This is a genomic window from Ensifer sp. EB106-03-01-XG145 (assembly GCF_058792075.1).
Genome location: NZ_JBYTEC010000019.1, coordinates 38,034 through 56,862, shown reverse-complemented (window position 1 = coordinate 56,862; position 18,829 = coordinate 38,034). Strand labels below are relative to the sequence as shown.

Below are 18,829 nucleotides of genomic sequence, written 5' to 3'. Positions count from 1 at the left end.
TAACGTCTGGTAGGCTCTGTGCGGGCAGACTGTAGAATCTGTCCGCCGCGGAAGCCTCAGGGGATTTTGAATGCGGCGGTGGCCAATACCTTCGCTTCAACTTCCTCGGCGCTCGGCACGGGAAGTCCCGCCTTTCGAAGCGACGCGATCATCCGGAGGTTGTCCCTCGGCTCAATGTTGCGCTTCCTGTGTTCTTCGATGATGTTCGGGATGTAATCCGGGCGCATCTTCATGAAGATCTCTCCCTCGCGCCTCGCCTCATCCAACAATCCAGCGTCGGCGAAGATTGCGGCTGCGACCAGGTGAAACATCGGGAACTTTTGTAGATTCGTCTTGCGGATGAGGCTCACCGCTTTATCAGGATCGTTCAGCATATATGCCGCGAGCGCTCGTGCTCCGTGATAGTAGTTTGCGCCACCGGGATTAAGCGTAATAGCTCGGTCAAGGAGATCCGCGCCACGCTGCCACTGGCCACAGATTGCGAGCCGTGTTCCGAACTCACCCAATAGCTCCGTGTCGTTCGGGTTTATTGCCAGGGCCTCTTCGCCAACCTGAAGCGCCTCGGTGAGTTGTTGGTTGAAGAACAGTGCGATCATTAGGGATTGAAGCGCCCGGGTATTTCCTGGTTCCAGTTCAGTCGCCCGTCGGGCCGAGCGCAACGCCCTCTCAAGCGGCGTCGGTTGACCAATCCTGAGGTTAAAGCGGAATCGATCCTCATCGAGATACACGATGGACGACATTGCCCATGCGGTCGCATAACTTGGGTAACGTGCCACGACGCTTTCAAGACAGTCTCGGGCGTTTAGATGGGTCTCCGGGCTCAGTTCCGAACGGTATGCGTAGAAGCGCAGTGTGCAGTCGTAGACCCCGAGGTCGTCTGGGGGAGGGTTTACTGTGGCAGCCTGCGCGATGACGCCGTAAGGCTGGGCTACAGCGACCGCAACCCTGCTCGCCACGTCGGATTGGATGGCGAAAAGTTCCCGGCTTGTTAGGTCATCGTCGTAGGTCTGCGACCAGAGGATTGCTCCGTCGGATGTGTCCAATAGACGCGCCGTCACTCGGACCTTAGGACCAGACACCCTGACGCCGCCTGCAAGCAGATAGCTAGCACCGAGCCCACCACGAATTTCGGAAGCCTCAACCTGTGGGGAGAGAGACTTCGACGTTTCGCGGCCGAAGACCATGATCTCCTTGAACCGTGGCAGGGCGGTGAGCAGTTCCTCTGTCAGCCCGGCTGCGTACAGATGAGCCTGCGGGCCGTCGCCGAGATTGGCAAAAGGTGCGATGACGAGTGTCGGCTCGCCAGGCGACTTTGCGGTTCCGCCCCGTTTCGCGGCCTCAATTATACGCTCGCTCCCCCAATATGTCAGCGCGGCAAGACCGACGACGCCAACAAGGCCAAGCATCAGCCACCCACGACGCGCCCAAGATTGACCGAGCTGTTTGCCCCCTTCCTCAACAGAGGCAGAGACTGGGGCCGTAGAAATTGGACCATTCCAGGCGAACGAAGGCGCGTAGCGTCCTTTAGGAATATCTATCCTGACGGGATCGTCCTGTCCGGCCACGAGATAATAGCGCTCGAGCGCACGTCTCAGCCGCCCGGCCTCGATTCGGACGACCGGGTCATCCTGAGTGAAGTCTTCGCTCCGCTTGAATACCTCGACCGCGATGGTGTAGCCCTTTAGGCGCAGCGCTCGCCCGGCAAGGGCCTCCTCGACGACGAAACTGAGAAAGGCCGGGCCGCGGCCTCCTTTTGGAAACTCAGCACTCGAAATGATGCGCGCAAGTTGGTCACGAATATCTGCTGGACTTGGCACAGATCCTGACGATTCGCCATTGTCCTCCGATCCGTGTGCCACCAAGGTGTCCATCAATCGCCCCCCAACCCACTCAGCTGCGACAATCGCTGATTTAGTTACCGTCTCTTTATGTAACCTACGCTGTCAAGGTCTGCTCGTCCAGAAATCATATCGGACCACTACCTCGATTTTTGTGGCTCCTAGAGTTCGCCACACCGGTGGTAAGCGTCGGTTTCGAAGCATCTCCGGGCGGAAGAGGATGGGCCAATCCCTCCGGCGGATTCGCAGGAAAAATTTGAGGAGTTTCGCGGTTGCCACGGTGAGTGACGGGCGCGCGCGGCCGTGCCGGTGCTGCACCAGCCGGTAAGAAAACATCTCAGGGTCTCTGCTGCCGCTCGGTTGCGGCTCACGGAATCGTAACGATGCCTAGGCATGCGATGAGGACGAATGCTCGGTCGTGACCTTCGCGGCGATGGAAACTCGCACTCCCGCTGCGACGAACGTTCCACCGGGGACAAGGAGGGTCAACAGCCCCCGAAACGGGATGTCCGCGGCGCTTGCCATCGTGCAGTCTCCGCGCCTGCGAAGATGCCGACGCAACCGTAGCAGGGGCGTTGTATACTGTAAGCTACTTCCCTTTTGGCTATCGCATTGGGCATGTCAACGATGGCTAACGCCTCGGTTATCGGCCGGGCAGTCGAGTTTAACGTTGTTTTCGATCGGACTTGCCATGACGAACAGACGTGCAGTTTTCGCAGGAACGATAGTTCTCACTGTTCTTTCCCTCGCCACCGTCGGTCGGGCAGAAACCATCAGCTATGCCGATGCTGTGAGCTTGCTCGCCAACGATTGCGAGTCGGATATCAGGAAATATTGCAAGGGGCTCAACCTGGGCGCCGGCCGCATCCAGACCTGTCTCGAGCAGAACGAGGGCAAAGTCTCGCCGGCGTGTACCGTGACACTGGCGAACGTGATCACCTCGATACGTCAACGCCAGGCGGCGCAGTCGTCCTTTGCGACGATTTGCAAACACGACATCGCCCAGTACTGCAAAAGCGTCAAGGGCGAGGGCAATGTTCTTTCCTGTCTGAACAAGGCGACGCGTGTGAACGAAGGACAATGCGGCCGAGCCATCATCGACGCAGGGTGGCGTTGAGACCTTCTTGAGAACGAAAGGCAAGCCAATGAAGCGAATGCAATTTAACGCGTTGCTGACGATCGGGCTGATGCTGTCCGCTGGCGAAGGGGTGGCGCAGCAAATCAATGACATGCAACTTATACGTACCCTCGGGAGGGTGGAAAACGCGGCGCCGGCAATTGACGTCGCGCTTCTTGTGGAGGAGGCAACGGCAAGTGCGGGTAAAGGTGTCGCCAATCTTCCGAACTGGCAGAAGCTCTCCAAGTTGTCGCAACTGATCGTAGATATCGAATTCGAGAACGACTCCATCGCCATCGAGCCAACATCTTACCGCACGATCGGCCTGATCGCCGATGCGCTGCACCATCCCAACCTGCGGCGCTACAAGTTTCTCGTCGTCGGTCACACGAGTTCGACCGGCGACGCCCAACACAATCTCGAGCTTAGCGCGCAGCGTGCCAATGCCATAACTGAGGCGCTTTCGACCACGTTTGCGATCGCACCAGACCGTTTGTATTCGATTGGCGTGGGTGAGGAGTGGCCGCTCGATGCAGCCAACCTGAAAGCGGGGGAAAATCGACGGGTCCAACTAATCAACCTCGGTCTCGTCAAATAGCCCGCGTCTAGTTGGGTTTCATCTTTTAGTTGTGGACGAGATTTTCCGCACGGTTGCATTCGTTACAAATTGTTTTTTTGGAGGGCTAGTAATGCATATCACGCGTCGTGAATTAACGGTGGCCGGTCTTGGACTGATGGCCGCTGGTTCTGTGGGTTCGTCGGCGAACGCCGCCGACGGTTTGGTGGCAGATCTGCCGGAAGGGCTCGATGAGTTCGCGCTCGCAGTCGAAGCCTACATTTACGCCTACCCTCTCGTGACGATGGAAATGACCCGGCGCGTGATTACCAACGTCGCGGAGCCCGAGGGAACCCGTGGCCCCATGGGGCATCTGATCAAGCTGCGCCAGTATCCAGACGCCAAGTTTCGGGACGTGACGGCGCCGAACGCCGATACCCTCTATACGACGGCTTTCTTTGATGTCGGAGACGAGCCCTGGGTGGTTAGTCTGCCCGACCTCAAAGACCGCTATGCCCTGTTTCCGATGCTGGATGGCTGGACAACAGTATTCGACGTCCCCGGAAAACGTACCACAGGCACCGAGGCCCAGACGTTCGTTGTTACCGGGCCAGGCTGGGACGGCACCCTCCCGGAAGGGCTGACCCAATATAAATCTCCGACGAGCATCGTCTGGCTGCTTGGACGCATCTATTGCACCGGGACGCCGGAGGACTACGCGGAGGTTCATAAGCTCCAGGATGAAGTCAAACTCTATCCCTTGAGCGCATGGGGCAAGGAGTGGACCGCCCCCAAGGGCAAGGTCGATCCGGCCATCGATATGGAGACTGCCGTTCGCGAGCAAGTCAACAGCATGAACGCCATCGAGTACTTCACCCTCTTTGCCGAGCTCCTGAAACGAAACCCGCCGACCGACGCGGATGCGCCCATGGTCGCCAAGCTCGCCGAACTCGGCATCGTTCCCGGCCAAGACTTCGACAAGGCCAAGTTCGACCCGGCCTTTGTGAAGCGCGTGCCTGAGCTCGGCTTCGCCCGCATCATGACGCATTTCAAGTTCAGCGGCGGCGACGTGCAGAACATCGACGGCTGGGGCTTCACTACGAAGACGGGGATTTACGGTACCAACTATATTCAGCGCGCCCTTATCACCGCGATCGGTCTGGGAGCAAACCGGCCGCAGGATGCGATCTACCCGACGTCCCTGAAGTCCGGCGACGGGGTGATCAAGCGGGCATATAACGGGTCCGAGAAATACGTTCTGACATTCAAGAAGGGACTTACGCCACCGGTTTCGGGGTTCTGGTCCTTGACCATGTATGACGCGGGCTACTTCTTTGTCGACAATCCGCTTAATCGCTACTCCATCAGTGCACGGGAGCCGCTCAAGGCAAATCCGGACGGCTCGATCGACCTGTTGATCCAGCATGAATCGCCCGGACCGGACAAGGAATCCAATTGGCTGCCGGCGCCCAAAGGCAAGTTTATCCTCATGATGCGCCTCTACTGGCCCAATGAGAGCAATCCTTCCATCATCGACGGCTCATGGACGATACCGCCCGTGAAGAAGGTAAGCTGATTGCACCCTGGGACTGGGGCGGCCTCTCGCCGCCTCGTTCAAGGCCGTCACCCCGCGCGCGATGGATTCGGCTTTGTCGCAAGCCAGGTCTCACCGAACGCCGTCGCGTTCCGCTCGGTCCTTTCAGCAAGCCGGGTGTCGGCGGCTATCACGTCGTCGACGCTCGGCGCGGATCGGGATTTGACAAGAAGAGGGTTTGAGGCAGCCGAAGTGTGCCCGATCGAACTGCCGAGCAGATTCGGCATATCAATGGCAGCTGCAAGACGGGAAGGCTTAACTGCGCTGACAGCCGGTGTTATTTCCAGCCCCCCGGGTTCATGCGAAAGGAGTCTCTGCATGACACATGCGGAGTTCGTTGTGCACGTTCGTGAAAGCTATGCTCGTCTTTTTGATCCAAATACGAGCGAGGAGACGTGGTCCCTTTTCCTGATTGCCAATACCGGCTGGAACGGTTTGATTGAGGAATATCTACGGCGTGTCGAAGTATTCCTCAGCAATCAAGGGCTGCTTTCCAAGGTCTACGTTCGGCAAATAGAGGAAAAGTGGGGTGGTCTTCGCTGCTACCTCAGTCCGACGGATGACTTCCGCCTGTCGGCAGAACTGGCGGCTGCGCTTAGCGGGATCTATCACGAGATCGCAGACCGTTCCTACCATACTTGTGACGTCTGCGGTGGGCCCGGTCGACTGATTTCAAACAATAGCCGTTATGTTACCCGGTGCAACGACCACATCGCTGACCGCAGGTTCACGATGGACTGTCGCGAGACAGGAAGAGGCCTAAAGCACAAATACGTTGCGAGCGCGGAGGATAATTCAGGAGAAAGAATTGGAAACCGCTGACAACGCACCTGACGGCAATAGCGATGCGGCGACGCCGTTGTCCTGGGAAGCCAACCTTGTTGACGGTTTCGAAGGCGACAGCTTCTCGCCTTTGGGGGGGCTCTACTATCGTGACAATGTCGAGCAACGTGCCGGATCAGTCGAATTCCAGCGAAATGTCACCTTTGGCAGTGCCGGCGCGTTGAAGCTAAGCGTCCGATCGCTTTTTGACAGCGAAGCCGATCGAAGCGAGCGAGCGGAGGTGTGGGAACGCACGACTCTGCGCGTACCCTATGACAAGGCGGTCTGGTACGGCTTTTCCGTCAGGTTTGCCGATCCCATCCCGCAAGGGGACCACCGCCATCTGATCGCCCAATGGAAGCGCGAGATCGGTCCGGAGGCGAGGGGTGACTTTAGCCCGTTCCTGGCGCTTCGTCTCGTTCGCGGCCGACTCTTTGCGACCGTTGAGACCAGTTTTCCGGTGATCTCTCGGCGCTCTTCCTTGTCGACCGGCACATCGGCCCTCACGCCGGTTTTTCTGCGGCCGGAAAAGCGCCAGATGCGTGCGCTGGTTGCCACCGACCCTGGCTGGAAGCCACAGGACGGGCGCCTGTTCACGGCCCACACGGATCGCATCACCGTCATCCACAGGGGGAATGAGCTGCCGACGCCGCACAGTGGATGGATTGACTTTGCAGTGATGACCCAGCCGGGACCGGATGGCACAGGGCATATCGAACTCTTCGCCAACGACCGCTGGATCGTGACGGTCCGAGGCCATATCGGGCATGACGAACATGGGCTTGGCTCTCGGCAGTATTTCAAGTTCGGCCCGTACCGCTCGGCAGCCCAAGGCGAATGGACGCTCTACTTCGACAACTTTCGCCGCTCCACTCGCAGTGAAGATGTTCTCGGACCGGCCGGACGTGCGGCGCTACGCTCAACAGGCTCATAGTGCTCCTTGAAGCCATCGAGCGTCATATTAGTTGAAGGATCCGGTCATGCCCGCCGCGATAGCCGGCGCGTGCCTTGGCGAGCAGATTGGGAGCGTTCGACGTCGATCCATGCCGGCGGCGACCGCGGCACGGGCGATCCGGCAAGAATGAGGCTCTGGTACGGGATAGCGGCTTTTGCGCTCATCCAGGGAAGTCACGTTGGCATTGCCCAGGTCACCTTGAACGACCAGTAAGTCGCCTTTCTAATCGCCGAACTGCGGTCGATCATTGCCGTTGTGATCCATAGCCCCAGGGAAAACGCCGTCACGGTTTTTCCTGGGGGCGCTAGGGCGATGTTTGCGATGTTTGCGGCGGCTGCACGGTAAATGCCGATAAAGCTCCAGCGCATAAACTCCTTGCCGCAGAGGGAGCGATCGATCCTCGCGGGGGTGGACGCCCGCGGCGCTCACGCCCGTCGGCGAGCAGGCGCTGGAGGGGCCAAGAAAACAGTCCGGCCGCCTACAGGCTTCCGATAGGTCGGGAGAGCCCATCGATTGACTGGCGGCAGCGGGAGGTAGTTCCGCTGCCGTCCGATTCTTTATGACGATCCCATTGCTTGAGCATGACCAAGTCTCACCGGCCCCTTAGACTGCGGCGAAGCTGCCAAGTCGACGACGGCGCCTTTCCCCCCAAAATAGTTTTCTACAATTACTTCGGAAACAGAAAGGTCAAAGCCATCCGGAAGCCTATACCCTCAGGGCCGTTTTCCGGCGCGTCCGCCCAGTAGCGAATGCCGGCCGTGAGGCTGATCGGCTGCTTGTCGATGGTGATCAGTTTAGCAACGGTAAAATTAATCGGAACGGACCAGTCCTTCGTCTTCCAGTCGTAGGTGGATTCCGTATTGAGTGAGAATGTCCAGGCATCTTTGGTCGTATAGGAGATGAACGGCTGCAGAAATGTCGAACTTACGTCGGCCAGACCGCTTTGCCCCGCAAATGACCAGATATGGTTACCGAGCATTCCGAACGTCCACGGTCCTTCCTGCTTGAGGGCGACCGCTGTCGGTCCTGCACCCCATTTGCTGCTACCGAGCAACTCGTCGGTCGCCGTTGGAATGAGGAACACCGGTCCTGCACCCCAGACGATGCCGCTCTCGGTCGGCTTTGAAGGCGAAAGGAAGAAGCTCTGCGTAATGTCGCCCAGACCGAATTGCGTTCCCGATGGCCCGGCGATGTCATTCTGCCAGGTGACGGGAAGAATGGTGCGGGAAATAACGTTCCAGTCCTCGTTGATTGCGAACGGAATGACTGGCTGGATGTTCAGCGTCGCCTTGTCGCCATCGTCCGGGCCGTAACCGTGATCGTAATTGAACTGGAAGGGGACGCTGATCAGTGAGGCGATTGGATTAGAGAGCTTTTTCGCCAGCTCTTCGTTCGACTGGGCGTTTGCAATGCCTGGACCAAGTCCGAAGGCCAGCAGGGTCGCTGTGTAAGCCATCTTCGTCATTTGATGCCATCTCCAATGAACCACGGTCTCACGCAAGCCTCAGCCTAGAAGTGAAACGTCACGCCGATAATCGGCCCCTGCTCAACGACATCAAAGACAAACCCGTCATTATTGTAGTTCACACCCACCGCTCGGTAGCCAGCGACGGCCGAAATCGTTTGGGTGAATTTGTAACCCAAGGCCAGCGAGACATCCCAGTCGAGATCAGCGCCGCCGCCGCCGACCAGGCCCCATCCGGTCACGTAGAATTCTGGTGTTACGAAGTAATTGCCCCGCACACCAGCCAGAGCGTCGACCCAGGTTGCGCCGTCATCCCTTTGACGGCCACCGAGAAGGCCACCGTTGAACCCTATAGTCGTATCGACTGACCACACGCGCACGCCGCCGACAATGTCGAGATGGCCAGACTGGTTCTCCAGCACTGAGTATCCGGCACCGAGAAGTCCGGCGAAGGTCTTCGAGGTGACATCAACGCTATCGGCAAGAATGCCGTTTCTTGTGCCCGCCTCGGCATCGAGCTTGGTGTACATGACGTCCGCAAAGATGCTGAAGCGGTCATTGCGGGCTTCTCCAGCCGCCATGAAAGCGAAGTCGAGGTTCTCCAGTATGTCACCGAAGCTGGAGTTAATGTGAACTTCAGGCAGACTGAATTGCGCTACGTCTCCGGACAACCCAGCCGCCCAGAAATATGGCGCGACCGTGTACGTCCAGCCGCCTTCGCTCTCGACCACCTTCGCATCTGGAATGCCAAGTGTGATGTCGGCCGTATATGCTGAAGATGCGACACCAAGGTCGGCCCCAAGTACGGTGGCCAGTAGCAATAAAGACCGCATGTAATCCCTCATTGTTATCAAATTGAATCGCCCAAACAACGTCATCCTTTCAATGGTGGAGAATGATGTAAAGGGGGAATTGTGACTGTATGTTACAGTATCGTTATAGAAAAAATCAGCGCTTTGGGCTCAGTGGCGGTCTGATTTTACAGCAAAGCCGGACGTATGATACCGTTAGATACCTTGCGCTCACGCCCTCGACGTTCACAGCTTGACGCGAAGCTTTCATCCCTAACGACAACCGCAATCGAGGGCGAGCGATGCGCAAGGGCAAACCGAAACATACGTTTTGTTGGTATTCGGCCTTCTCGGAACGCTACTCGGTCCGATAAGCCGAAATCCGCTATTCCTAATCTCGGGAGGGCAGCCGCCGGCGTTCGAAAGCCACCTGTGGTGGAGGGGGTTGTTCGCGCTGCTGATCGGTGCGTTTTTTTGAAGGCTACTCGGTTCCGCGTACGCTGCTGCTCGCGCCGGTCTGCCTTCAATTATCGGGATCGGCCTCGCCGGTGGCCTGCCGCTGCTGGGATGGGGATTACATTGAGCGCAGCTTCAAGGATCGAGATCGATGTCACCATGTCCTGAGATCGCGATCAGGCAAATACGGACGGATAAACCGGATGGGAAACGGTGTTAAATTCGTAGCCACATGCTTCGAAGAGCACCTTAAGGCGATAGAGGAACTCGCCTCTCGCAGTGAGGGATTCCGCGACCTGTGCGACGACTTTGCAATGGCAAAGTGCGAGAAACTGCGATGGGAGCAATCATCCGCTCCGGAGCGGGATGAACGTATCGCCGAGTACCGGGACCTTATAGACGGCATGTGGATCGAGATCGAGCAGGAACTGGATAGGGCCGCAATCAAAACACCCTGGCGATAAATCCGCTACGCAACGTCGAACAGACGGCTTCAGGCCAATAGGTGCAGGAGAGGAACAATGATGGCAAAGAAGGAAGGTATATTCGCAGGAGTCGCACTCGCCGTGTCCTGTCATAACAGGGGTCGGGCAGACACGAGCAGCTACTCTGACGCGGTAGCAACCTTTGCCAAGGAATGCGGTTGCAACATCGAGTCTGCCGAGACGAATCTCGGAAACGGCCGCAACCACGCCTTGCCTGAAGAAAAACGCGCGGAGAAGGCGTCGGCGTACAAGGTCTGCCAGGACGGTAGCGCCCAGTATTGCAACGCCGTGATGGGCAACTGAAACCCTCTTCTGCCTCATCGTGGCAAAACGTGTCGACACGTATCACTGACTTTGGGACGGATGAAATAGATAAACTCGGCGAAACAACGGAGTGAAACTGATGATTAGATCTCCCGGCATATGCTTGGTCGCAGTAGCAGCAAGCCTAATACTCACATCTCCGGCAGTAGCGCAGGACGCGATTTCAGCGCCCGCACAGAAGACCATCGGTGCAGCTAAGGCGCAGATGGTGCCGTCGCTTGCTGTCCTCAATTCTGCTGGAGCAAAACTTGAAAACGGCAAACTCACCATGAGCGGTATCTCCGCAAATTCGATTGTGTTCGCCGATCGGCCGGTGCGATCGGCGGGGCATGTCCTGACCTCCGAGTTCATCAAGCAATGGGGCGATGGGACCGATAGTTTCGCAAAGGACCCTCCAAATGCGACGATATCGGTCCTGAGGAGCAAAGGAGATTCTGTCGCCGATGCGGTGATCGTCCTTAAGACACCGAAGCTTGAAGGCGGAAACCTGACGTTTGAGGTCGCCGTCCTCGAAGGCGATCTCGCTGGTGCCGATGGACCCGCGTCACTGTTCATCGACTGGTTTGCCGCTCGCGGCCCTTATGGCGGCGTCGCCGTTGGTGGGCGTGCACCGGTCTGGCGTGGCGGCTGGTATGCGCATCCAGGCGCATACTACGGAGCGGGCGTGGTCGCCGGTGCCGCAGTCGGTGCGGCAGTCGCCAACGATCGTCGCTACTATCCGCCTCCGGCATGCGGCTATTACCCTCATCCTCCGTGCTACTAAAATTACGATCTGAGCAACAACGCGTGCTGTTTTCGGCTCGGAGGAAGGCTGCAGACGAGCCTTCCTCGCAGATGCCCAAACCGAGGACACAGAGGGTGGTGGACGAATTATCTTCACCGAAGCCGGTCTTGGAAATTCTCGTAGGCACAGTGTTTCTGACCATCGTCATGTTTGTGCACGGCTTAGGTATCAGATGCATAAGCCGACAGTTCAGCAAATCCTGGACCCGCGTGGACAGCACTACGCCGCATTGGCGGCTGAATGTTATGCTTGCCGTGACAATCGCCGCCTTGGCGCTCCTGCACTTTGCAGAAACGCTGATCTGGGCGCTGCCACTTTATGAAAGGGCGATTATTACCTCCATGCGCGACAGCTATTATTACGTCCTGGAGAGCTATACGACGCTCGGGGAGGGAAATGTGACCCTTCCAGATCGGTGGCGCCTGCTTGGTCCGATTATTGCGATGTCCGGACTATTCACCTTCGGTTGGACGGGAAGCATCCTCGTAAGCATAATGACGGACTTTGGAAGATACGACATGCTGCGGGCCAGGAAGGCACATGAAAATGAAAGCGACGACAATTCCTAGATCGTCCGGATTTCCATAACCACTCGGGGCTTCACTTGAGCGATGGCTGAAGATGAAAGTGAGCGCAACACGATACGCAGTTGGTCAGCAACTTCGACGGCGTCGGTGGGACCGGAACTGGCATCTGAAGCCAAGGCCCAGTACGATGCGCTCCTTGCTGCGCCTTTCCTCCCGCCGTGCCTGTTTTCTCATCGTGGATAGCAGCTGATCAACGGTCATGCCGATCACGTGGGCGAAAAAAAGTTGGCGATCAGCAGTTCCTAGGGTAAGCGGAAAGCGCCGATTTCGCTGCTGGGCAATGCGTTCGCAAGGCGCTCAAGTGTCTGGGTAAGCGGCCCTGTTGCAAAAATCGCCTGCGTGAGGGATTTTGCGGCGACTATTTGCAGCGGATAATTTGATTGAGTGATTTCAAGTGGCGGCATTTTCGCGGAGACGTGATCCGGATAGTCGTGTGGCCTGTGTCGTGCTCGATACCCAGCTGCCAGGCATGTCCGGCCTCGCATTGCGGCGCCGAAACGGTTCAGCCGCTCACCGCTACCAGTGGATCGGATTGGAGAGAGGCCGACACCTGACGAATGATAGCACCGCGCCGGCGCCAATTAGAGCCATCCTAGCCGCGCTCGATTCCATGACCCGGAGGGACGATAAGTATGCCGACACGTGCCACACTGAAAGAAACGCGTGCTGAACGGAGACGTAAAGACTCCCGGCTCGAAAAATTGCTCTTCCGCCTGGAGGCCCAGCACATCTGCCTCGAATGGGCCTTGCGAGAGATAGCCGGCCGTCCGGGCATTGTGTTCGAGATGGGGCTGGGTCACGGTCGCACCTACGACCACTTGCGCATCCATCTCCCGGAGCGCGAGATCTATGTGCTGGATCGCGAGATCGACTGTTTCGCCGACTGCACGCCGCCACAGAACTATTTGCTGCTCGGCGACATCGAGGAGACGCTTTCTGCCGCAGCCACCCGCTTTGGCGGACAGGTCATCCTGGCGCATGCGGATATGGGTTCATATGTCGAAGCGAACAATATTGCGACAAGCGCCAAACTGAGCCGATGCCTCCCGGCAGTCCTTTCGCCGCATGCCATCGTCCTGTCCGATTTGCCGCTCGAACTTGCGGGGACGCGTTCGCTGCCGCATCCGCCGGGCGCGCCCAAAGACACGTATTTTCTCTACATCAACGAGCCGACGTGATCCGCTGACGTGCCGCTACGGGAGAACGTTGACTGCGCGGGCCGCAACGAGGACGAGAGTCAGGAGCGAGATCGCGCTTTCGGCCATCATCAACATTTTCGCCCGTCGTGTCAGCGGTAGCACGTCGGTTGGGCTGAACGCCGTCGCAGCGTTGTATCCAAGGGACAGATAGTCGAGGAACATTGGCCGCCAGTCGGATGACGTGGCTTCCGGTGTGTTCCGGCGTCCAAAATTGGCTCTGACGCAGATTTGGTGCATTACTCTCATGTCGCACCGATCAGCCGGGCTTGAAGAAGATCAAGCTTTCCGCGTCCGTGCATTTGGCGCTTTAACCTCACCAGCCTTGAATAGCCCCGCAGAATTCTGCGGATGCTGAGTTCGACGTCGAGCAGCTTGGCCTGCAACAGTTTGCGGCCGACCAACAGGGCACGCACCGCTTGGGCGTCGGTGGCTTTGGCATGAACCGGGCGATACCAGCCCATGCGCAGCAATTGCGCGATGCCACGCGCATCCTTGCGGTCCGTCTTCACCGGCATCGCGGGCGATTTGACCTGGACGGACATTTTAGTGACGGGCTCAAAAAGTTTGGCGCAGTCAAGCTCGGTCAGAACCCCGCGCCCCTCGCCGGGAAGGGGAATGTCGATCGTCAGCAGGATGACGGGCACGGAGGAACCGTTCGATTCGGCGACTGGCGGCAGCGAGTACATCGCACCTGCCCCCGATGGGCATTCAAACACCCGGGCCTGTTGGTGAACCGGGCATAGGCGTCTGCCATGAAGCCCGCGGACCGTTCGTCTCGGGCCATCACGTGGCGAATCTTTTCCTCGCGCTCATGCAAAGCTTCGTAGAGTGGAACATTGGTGTCGCCGGGCACGCCGAAGATTGTCTCGACGCCGTAGCCGTATCAACATCTCTACCAGAATATCAGCGCCGCGCATTTCGTCTCTCCTTTTGTGCATAGGTACACACGACGTTAGAAGAGCTGGCTTTCGGTATGTACCTGCGCATCGCCAGATCAGCGGGGTTCGTGTCTGCGATGCGTCGGTCCTTGCCAACATACCGAGGCACTAGCGCCCGTCCTTATCTGAGTTCGGAGGCACCCTTTCTCCTTCCGTGCTCAAAACATCGCACATCGCATAAGGTATCGACTGGAAATGATGTGGGCGCGCCTAGCCGCCTGGAGTGCGAAGTAGCGAAACGAGCAGGTCGCGGGCGCATGCCGCGATCGAACTGACCGTGCGCTCCATCGCGACCGCATCGCGCGCCAACACATCGTTTCTGGCAGCGGAGGTTCGGTCCGCTGCCAGAGATGTTTCAACCAGTGGTCTGCTTATTTTACCGGGGGCCTGTAGGAAGATGCGATTCTGCCCGCCTTCTCTTGCGCAGCCTTGAATTCCGCGCCCGTGTAGGCTCGCACGGTTTTGACATTCGAGACGGCTCCCGATGCGCCAACGACGAGAAGTGCGGGGACCAGGTCAGCGCCATCGTCGAATTCCGTGATGGCCATCCAATCGGTTTCGCCGGTCGTGACGTAGAAGGAATGCAGTTTTCCGCCCGCTGCTTCCATGATGTCACGGGCTGCCTTTTCTCGGTTCGATGGACTATCAATCATTCCCTTCGCGGACGTGGCTGTATAGCACCCTGTGGTTATGAACAGTGGCATAGTACATCCTCCCTTGCTGATAGGGCAGATCGGATCTGCCGTACTCAATATCTCAAAAAACTTGGCGTTAGACGAGCGTCGGACTGCGGAGAGTTGTGGCCGCCCCATCTTGGCGCTGTGCTTGGGCGCGTTGCCGTTTCTGACCCTGATCGGACTGTTACCGGACCGCGCACGCCTGTCTGAAAGACGCGGATGAGCGATATCTTCCGGCCGGGTCACCATCGGAGCAATTTGTAGATTGACGACGCGGCTTCTGGAGGTGATCCCTATGGGGTCGTCAATGCGGGCCGCCCACAATCAGCTGGGGCCGAAAATTTGACGCAGTTTGCTGGCCACCGCTATTGCGCTTCACTGCTCGTGGGATATAGGACGGCCGAAGCGTGCCCGACCATGCATCGACCAAGATATGGCAAATGCCGTGACCATCGACCTGAATGAACAGCAAGCCCATGAGGCTGCAAAACTCTTGCAAGCCATCGCGCACCCAAAGCGGCTTTTGCTGTTGGCGGTGCTTTCCGATCGGCAGTTGTCCGCCGGCCGGCTCGCGGCCGCGGTCGGGCTGCCGCCTGGAATGGTCTACAAGCACCTTCATAAGCTCGTGGAGATCGGTGTGCTCACCGTAAGCGCCAAGTCCGCAGGTATGCGTTTTTCCATTGCCTCTCCCGAGACCGCTTTCAAACTCATGGAGATCCTTGCTGTATTGCCGGCATTGATATCCGGAAATCTTGCCTGAAACGCCGGCAAGTTTCATGCGGGCGTCTCGAAGGTCATGGACGGACCGATTACATTGCAAAGATTAAGGCTTGCCTTCCTGTTGACGCCCGCTTCAATTGGGCGGCGCGCCGATGGGAGAGATTCGCCGCGCCTCGGGCGCGGGCCGTGGTCATGGCGCTCCGCACATTGCCCCTGATCTTGGCCGTTATATCCGAACTTAATGATTCACTGTGGTTTTCGCCTCAGGAGCATGCAGCGCCTACCAGCGTGTCATGCTTCTGGTGGGAATGGAGTTGGTATGTTCGGGGCTGGTACCATCAAGGCTCTAATCCGCAATTGGGACGAACATGCCGACCTTGATATCCTTCAAAACGACATTGGTGTGAATGCGCTTGATCTGAGGGTTTTCGGACATCAGGTTGGCCGTGATCTCGTCGTACTGGCCCACGTCGTGCGCAGTGATTATAGCAATAAGGTCGACTGCGCCGGTCACATAATAGACCTGCTGAATGTGCTCTTGCTTCGCCAACCACACTCGAAATTTTGATAGGGCGTCGTAGTTTTCGCGTTCGATCTCCATTCCGGCAATGAACGTCATTGGGTTCCCGGCCACCTTGCGATCGACGATCGCAATCTCAGCGGTGATGATGCCGCTGTCGCGCATCCGCTTCAGGCGACGCTGCACGGCGGAGGCCGAAAGGCCGACGATATCGCCGATTGCTTCGGCTTTCATCTGACAATCGACTTGGATGATGCTCAAGATCTTGCGGTCAAAGTCGTCGATCAAATCCATGGTGTCATCTCTGCTCAAGTGCCTGGCGGACATTATGCTCGGGGGCGCGACGAAGGAGCTTCTCGTTGCGTGGATTCTGCGCATTTGTCACTGCTGCTTTGCATTGCGGCCTATTCTTTGGCCGTTTCGCAATCTTCCTTCTGCCAGTCCCGGTCGTCATGCTCCCCTCATCGCCCCTGATGAGGAACCGACATGGTACAGTACAACATAGCTCTTATCGGATTCGGCGGGGTCAATCGCGCCCTTGCCCAGCTTGTGGCCGAGCGAAGCGACGTCTGGCAGTCGGAGCTCGGTTTTCGACTGAACATCGTTGCGGTTACAGACCTCGAGCTCGGTTCGGTCATTTCGCAAAACGGCATCAATCCGCGCATGCTGGTCGAAACAAAATTCGAAAAGGGGGGCTTTGCCCGCCTTTCGGGCGGATCGGCCGAGGCTGACAATGAGAAGGTCATCCGGCAGGCACCCGCCGGCATCGTCGCTGAAGCCACCTTCACCAATCCACAAAATGGCGAACCAGCCGTTTCCCACTGCCGCTGGGCGCTCGAGAGCGGCAAGCATGTCGTGACCACCAATAAGGGCCCGGTGGCGCTCGCCGCTCGCGAGCTTGTGGCCCTTGCGCGTCGCAACAACGTTCGCTTTGAATATGAAGGGGCGGTGATGAGCGGCACGCCCGTCATCCGCCTAGCCAAGAATACGCTTTCCGGCGCCGGACTGAGCGCTTTTCAGGGTGTTCTGAACGGTACGTCGAACTTCGTCCTCGGTCGCATGGAGACCGGGCTCGGCTTTTCGCAGGCAGTGCAAGAGGCGCAGGCGCTCGGATACGCCGAGGCAGACCCGACCGCAGATGTCGAAGGGTACGACGTCCGACTAAAGGTGGTTATCCTGGCAAATGAATTGCTGGGCGCCGCGCTGAAGCCTTCCGACGTTTCGTGCCTGGGAATTTCATCGCTCACCGCGGCCGACATCCAGGCTGCAGCCAAGGACGGATGCCGCTGGAAACTGATAGGCTCGGCGGCTCGCCGAAAGGATGGGGAAATCGAGGCGTCCGTGGCACCGCGCCGACTGGCCCTCGACCATCCGCTCTACGCGGTGAACGGCGCCACCAACGCTGTTTCCTTCAACACGGACCTCCTCGGCGCCGTGACGATTACCGGACCGGGCGCTGGCCGCGTCGAAACCGCCTATGCCCTCCTCTCCGACATCATTGCCATCCACCGCGGGTCACGCGGCGGCCTGACGAAGGAGGCGGCTTGATGGCCAGCCCAAAGCTTCAGATCGCATCGAGTGTGAAGGAGATCGCGGTTCTCAATCCTTTTGATGGCGCGATTGTCGGAACCGTTGTGGCCAGCACCCCGGACGATATCGGTTCGCTCCTTGCCCGCGCGAGACGCGGGGCCGCGCGGGCACGGGCGCTGCCCCGGCACCACCGCGCCGCCATTCTGGAAAAGGCGGCACGACTCATTGAGGGGCGGCGTGAGGATTTCGCACGCACCATCGTTTGCGAAGCCGGCAAAACCATCGTCCAGGCGCGCAAGGAGACGTTGCGCTGCGTGAACACGTTGAAGCTCTCTGCAGAAGAGGCAAGGCGAAACGCCGGCGAGATCGTTCCCTTCGATGCCTATGCCGGTTCTGAGGCGCGCCAGGGGTGGTTCACGCGCGAACCGCTCGGTGTCATCGCAGCCATCACGCCCTACAATGATCCGCTGAACCTTGTCGCCCACAAGCTTGGTCCGGCTATCGCCGGGGGCAATGCCGTCGTGTTGAAGCCCTCCGAGCTGACCCCGCTTTCGGCGCTCAAGCTGGTCGATGCGCTGGCTGAAGCGGGCCTGCCGGACGGGATCGTCACCGTTGCAATTGGCGGTGCGGATCTCGGGCGCGACATCGTGTCGGCAAGGGATGTGCGGATGGTTTCCTTTACCGGAGGTTTTACGACCGGCGAGGCGATCACCCGGTCCGCCGGGCTGAAGAAGCTCGCGATGGATCTCGGTGGCAACGCTCCGGTGATCGTCATGGCCGACAGCAAACTCGACAAGGCGGTGGACGGCTGCATCTCGGGTGCCTTCTGGGCGGCCGGCCAAAACTGTATCGGCACGCAACGCATCCTCGTGCAGGCCGCCTGTTATGACCGTTTCCGCGAGGCCTTCGTAGCGGGTGTCGCCGGGCTTCGCTGCGGCGACCCGGGGCGTGAGGAGACGGATGTCGGCCCGATGATTTCGACGGCTGCGGCCGAACGGGCGGAAGCGGCAGTCCAGCATGCGCTCGACGCTGGCGCGAGGCTTCTGTGCGGTCACCGGCGCGAGGGCGCGGTTTACCATCCGACTGTGCTTGAAGCCGTCGCGCACGACAACCCCCTTTGGCGGGAAGAGGCATTCGCACCGGTGGTGATACTCGAGCGCTTTGATACGCTGGCGGAGGCAATCGGCATGGCGAATGAACCGGACTACAGCCTGCATGCCGGCATCTTCACCAGCAACCTGGCAGACGCGCTGGAGGCCGCCACCGGCATCGAGGCCGGCGGTGTCATGATCAACGATTCCTCGGACTATCGGGTCGACGCGATGCCGTTTGGCGGCTTCAAGCATGGCAGCATGGGGCGTGAAGGAGTGCGCTTCGCATACGAAGACATGACGCAGCCGAAGGTGATCTGCATCAATCGGAGTTGATGCGGAGAAAACGCTAGGTATCGCGCCAATCTGCGGAAATGCGC

General features: G+C 58.6%; 20 protein-coding genes and 2 pseudogenes. 13 read left to right on the top strand and 9 right to left on the bottom strand.

Annotated features, from left to right (window positions below; all coding sequences use genetic code 11):
* Positions 1–56: 56 nt before the first annotated feature.
* Positions 57–1,871 (bottom strand): hypothetical protein, encoded by a 1,815-nt coding sequence (locus AC3WWH_RS28815; protein WP_058324265.1) that lies wholly within the window; start codon positions 1,869–1,871, stop codon positions 57–59.
* A 658-nt stretch (positions 1,872–2,529) separates the two neighbouring features.
* Between AC3WWH_RS28815 and AC3WWH_RS28810 the strand changes: the two genes are divergently transcribed.
* The 5 genes from AC3WWH_RS28810 to AC3WWH_RS28790 all read left to right on the top strand — a co-directional run bounded on the left by AC3WWH_RS28810 (position 2,530) and on the right by AC3WWH_RS28790 (position 6,861).
* The gene (locus tag AC3WWH_RS28810; protein ID WP_058324290.1) at positions 2,530–2,955 is read left to right on the top strand and encodes a hypothetical protein; all 426 of its coding nucleotides are present in this window, start codon (positions 2,530–2,532) and stop codon (positions 2,953–2,955) included.
* 70 nt (positions 2,956–3,025) lie between these two features.
* Positions 3,026–3,553 carry an OmpA family protein gene (locus AC3WWH_RS28805; protein ID WP_373419931.1) on the top strand — a complete coding sequence of 176 codons (528 nt, stop codon included), beginning with the start codon at positions 3,026–3,028 and terminating at the stop codon, positions 3,551–3,553.
* Between the two features lie 91 nt (positions 3,554–3,644).
* Positions 3,645–5,087 (top strand): DUF1254 domain-containing protein, encoded by a 1,443-nt coding sequence (locus AC3WWH_RS28800; RefSeq protein ID WP_058324263.1) that lies wholly within the window; start codon positions 3,645–3,647, stop codon positions 5,085–5,087.
* Positions 5,088–5,423: 336 nt separating this feature from the next.
* The gene (locus AC3WWH_RS28795; RefSeq protein WP_058324261.1) at positions 5,424–5,927 is read left to right on the top strand and encodes a hypothetical protein; all 504 of its coding nucleotides are present in this window, start codon (positions 5,424–5,426) and stop codon (positions 5,925–5,927) included.
* The gene (locus AC3WWH_RS28790) at positions 5,914–6,861 is read left to right on the top strand and encodes a polysaccharide lyase family 20 protein (protein WP_373419930.1); all 948 of its coding nucleotides are present in this window, start codon (positions 5,914–5,916) and stop codon (positions 6,859–6,861) included. Before AC3WWH_RS28795 ends, AC3WWH_RS28790 begins: the two co-directional genes overlap by 14 nt.
* A 194-nt stretch (positions 6,862–7,055) precedes the next feature.
* On the opposite strand, the gene AC3WWH_RS28785 is transcribed toward AC3WWH_RS28790, so the two are convergent.
* From AC3WWH_RS28785 to AC3WWH_RS28775, 3 genes are all read right to left on the bottom strand, one after another.
* Positions 7,056–7,250 (bottom strand): hypothetical protein, encoded by a 195-nt coding sequence (locus AC3WWH_RS28785; protein ID WP_113398990.1) that lies wholly within the window; start codon positions 7,248–7,250, stop codon positions 7,056–7,058.
* Between the two features lie 299 nt (positions 7,251–7,549).
* Entirely contained in the window at positions 7,550–8,338 is a 789-nt protein-coding gene (locus AC3WWH_RS28780) for a transporter (RefSeq protein WP_113398995.1), read from the bottom strand.
* Between the two features lie 53 nt (positions 8,339–8,391).
* A complete protein-coding gene (locus tag AC3WWH_RS28775) occupies positions 8,392–9,180 on the bottom strand; it encodes a hypothetical protein (RefSeq protein ID WP_058324288.1) in 789 nt (262 codons plus the stop codon).
* Between the two features lie 617 nt (positions 9,181–9,797).
* On the opposite strand from AC3WWH_RS28775, the gene AC3WWH_RS28770 reads away from it, so the two are divergent.
* The 5 genes from AC3WWH_RS28770 (at position 9,798) to AC3WWH_RS28750 (ending at position 12,952) form a co-directional block, all read left to right on the top strand.
* Positions 9,798–10,058, top strand: a complete 261-nt coding sequence (locus AC3WWH_RS28770) for a hypothetical protein (RefSeq protein ID WP_058324259.1) — start codon at positions 9,798–9,800, stop codon at positions 10,056–10,058.
* A 57-nt stretch (positions 10,059–10,115) separates the two neighbouring features.
* Positions 10,116–10,382 carry a hypothetical protein gene (locus AC3WWH_RS28765; RefSeq protein WP_063891530.1) on the top strand — a complete coding sequence of 89 codons (267 nt, stop codon included), beginning with the start codon at positions 10,116–10,118 and terminating at the stop codon, positions 10,380–10,382.
* Positions 10,383–10,482: 100 nt separating this feature from the next.
* Positions 10,483–11,166 (top strand): hypothetical protein, encoded by a 684-nt coding sequence (locus AC3WWH_RS28760; RefSeq protein ID WP_058324287.1) that lies wholly within the window; start codon positions 10,483–10,485, stop codon positions 11,164–11,166.
* 98 nt (positions 11,167–11,264) lie between these two features.
* Positions 11,265–11,756 carry an ion channel gene (locus AC3WWH_RS28755; protein ID WP_058324286.1) on the top strand — a complete coding sequence of 164 codons (492 nt, stop codon included), beginning with the start codon at positions 11,265–11,267 and terminating at the stop codon, positions 11,754–11,756.
* Positions 11,757–12,406: 650 nt separating this feature from the next.
* Entirely contained in the window at positions 12,407–12,952 is a 546-nt protein-coding gene (locus tag AC3WWH_RS28750) for a class I SAM-dependent methyltransferase (protein ID WP_113398991.1), read from the top strand.
* A 15-nt stretch (positions 12,953–12,967) separates the two neighbouring features.
* On the opposite strand, the pseudogene AC3WWH_RS28745 reads toward AC3WWH_RS28750, so the two are convergent.
* The 4 genes and pseudogenes from AC3WWH_RS28745 to AC3WWH_RS28730 all read right to left on the bottom strand — a co-directional run.
* Positions 12,968–13,147, bottom strand: a pseudogene (locus tag AC3WWH_RS28745) (hypothetical protein); the annotation flags it as partial.
* Positions 13,148–13,299: 152 nt separating this feature from the next.
* Positions 13,300–13,491 (bottom strand): annotated as a pseudogene (locus AC3WWH_RS28740) (IS110 family transposase); the annotation flags it as partial.
* 107 nt (positions 13,492–13,598) lie between these two features.
* Positions 13,599–13,826, bottom strand: a complete 228-nt coding sequence (locus tag AC3WWH_RS28735; protein ID WP_373419923.1) for a thiamine pyrophosphate-binding protein — start codon at positions 13,824–13,826, stop codon at positions 13,599–13,601.
* A gap of 456 nt (positions 13,827–14,282) precedes the next feature.
* Entirely contained in the window at positions 14,283–14,615 is a 333-nt protein-coding gene (locus AC3WWH_RS28730; RefSeq protein ID WP_058324032.1) for a GYD domain-containing protein, read from the bottom strand.
* 418 nt (positions 14,616–15,033) lie between these two features.
* Here AC3WWH_RS28730 and AC3WWH_RS28725 point away from each other — a divergent pair, with 418 nt between their 5' ends.
* Positions 15,034–15,348, top strand: a complete 315-nt coding sequence (locus AC3WWH_RS28725; protein ID WP_162752554.1) for a winged helix-turn-helix domain-containing protein — start codon at positions 15,034–15,036, stop codon at positions 15,346–15,348.
* Between the two features lie 306 nt (positions 15,349–15,654).
* On the opposite strand, the gene AC3WWH_RS28720 is transcribed toward AC3WWH_RS28725, so the two are convergent.
* On the bottom strand, positions 15,655–16,122 hold the full coding sequence (locus AC3WWH_RS28720) for an Lrp/AsnC family transcriptional regulator (RefSeq protein ID WP_058324030.1): 468 nt from the start codon (positions 16,120–16,122) through the stop codon (positions 15,655–15,657).
* Between the two features lie 192 nt (positions 16,123–16,314).
* Here AC3WWH_RS28720 and AC3WWH_RS28715 point away from each other — a divergent pair, with 192 nt between their 5' ends.
* Both AC3WWH_RS28715 and AC3WWH_RS28710 read left to right on the top strand, forming a co-directional pair.
* Positions 16,315–17,376 carry a homoserine dehydrogenase gene (locus AC3WWH_RS28715; protein ID WP_058324029.1) on the top strand — a complete coding sequence of 354 codons (1,062 nt, stop codon included), beginning with the start codon at positions 16,315–16,317 and terminating at the stop codon, positions 17,374–17,376.
* Positions 17,376–18,785, top strand: a complete 1,410-nt coding sequence (locus AC3WWH_RS28710) for an aldehyde dehydrogenase family protein (RefSeq protein ID WP_058324028.1) — start codon at positions 17,376–17,378, stop codon at positions 18,783–18,785. Before AC3WWH_RS28715 ends, AC3WWH_RS28710 begins: the two co-directional genes overlap by 1 nt.
* Positions 18,786–18,829 lie beyond the last annotated feature (44 nt).

What these genes read in the sequence shown, in the direction of transcription:
- AC3WWH_RS28780 (WP_113398995.1), bottom strand. Translation starts at nt 8,338, where the DNA reads ATGGCTTACACAGCGACCCTGCTGGCCTTCGGACTTGGTCCAGGCATT.
- AC3WWH_RS28765 (WP_063891530.1), top strand. Translation starts at nt 10,116, where the DNA reads ATGATGGCAAAGAAGGAAGGTATATTCGCAGGAGTCGCACTCGCCGTG.
- AC3WWH_RS28760 (WP_058324287.1), top strand. Translation starts at nt 10,483, where the DNA reads ATGATTAGATCTCCCGGCATATGCTTGGTCGCAGTAGCAGCAAGCCTA.
- AC3WWH_RS28810 (WP_058324290.1), top strand. Translation starts at nt 2,530, where the DNA reads ATGACGAACAGACGTGCAGTTTTCGCAGGAACGATAGTTCTCACTGTT.
- AC3WWH_RS28750 (WP_113398991.1), top strand. Translation starts at nt 12,407, where the DNA reads ATGCCGACACGTGCCACACTGAAAGAAACGCGTGCTGAACGGAGACGT.
- AC3WWH_RS28800 (WP_058324263.1), top strand. Translation starts at nt 3,645, where the DNA reads ATGCATATCACGCGTCGTGAATTAACGGTGGCCGGTCTTGGACTGATG.
- AC3WWH_RS28775 (WP_058324288.1), bottom strand. Translation starts at nt 9,180, where the DNA reads ATGCGGTCTTTATTGCTACTGGCCACCGTACTTGGGGCCGACCTTGGT.
- AC3WWH_RS28815 (WP_058324265.1), bottom strand. Translation starts at nt 1,871, where the DNA reads ATGGACACCTTGGTGGCACACGGATCGGAGGACAATGGCGAATCGTCA.
- AC3WWH_RS28710 (WP_058324028.1), top strand. Translation starts at nt 17,376, where the DNA reads ATGGCCAGCCCAAAGCTTCAGATCGCATCGAGTGTGAAGGAGATCGCG.
- AC3WWH_RS28715 (WP_058324029.1), top strand. Translation starts at nt 16,315, where the DNA reads ATGGTACAGTACAACATAGCTCTTATCGGATTCGGCGGGGTCAATCGC.
- AC3WWH_RS28770 (WP_058324259.1), top strand. Translation starts at nt 9,798, where the DNA reads ATGGGAAACGGTGTTAAATTCGTAGCCACATGCTTCGAAGAGCACCTT.
- AC3WWH_RS28730 (WP_058324032.1), bottom strand. Translation starts at nt 14,615, where the DNA reads ATGCCACTGTTCATAACCACAGGGTGCTATACAGCCACGTCCGCGAAG.
- AC3WWH_RS28795 (WP_058324261.1), top strand. Translation starts at nt 5,424, where the DNA reads ATGACACATGCGGAGTTCGTTGTGCACGTTCGTGAAAGCTATGCTCGT.
- AC3WWH_RS28785 (WP_113398990.1), bottom strand. Translation starts at nt 7,250, where the DNA reads ATGCGCTGGAGCTTTATCGGCATTTACCGTGCAGCCGCCGCAAACATC.
- AC3WWH_RS28805 (WP_373419931.1), top strand. Translation starts at nt 3,026, where the DNA reads ATGCTGTCCGCTGGCGAAGGGGTGGCGCAGCAAATCAATGACATGCAA.
- AC3WWH_RS28720 (WP_058324030.1), bottom strand. Translation starts at nt 16,122, where the DNA reads ATGGATTTGATCGACGACTTTGACCGCAAGATCTTGAGCATCATCCAA.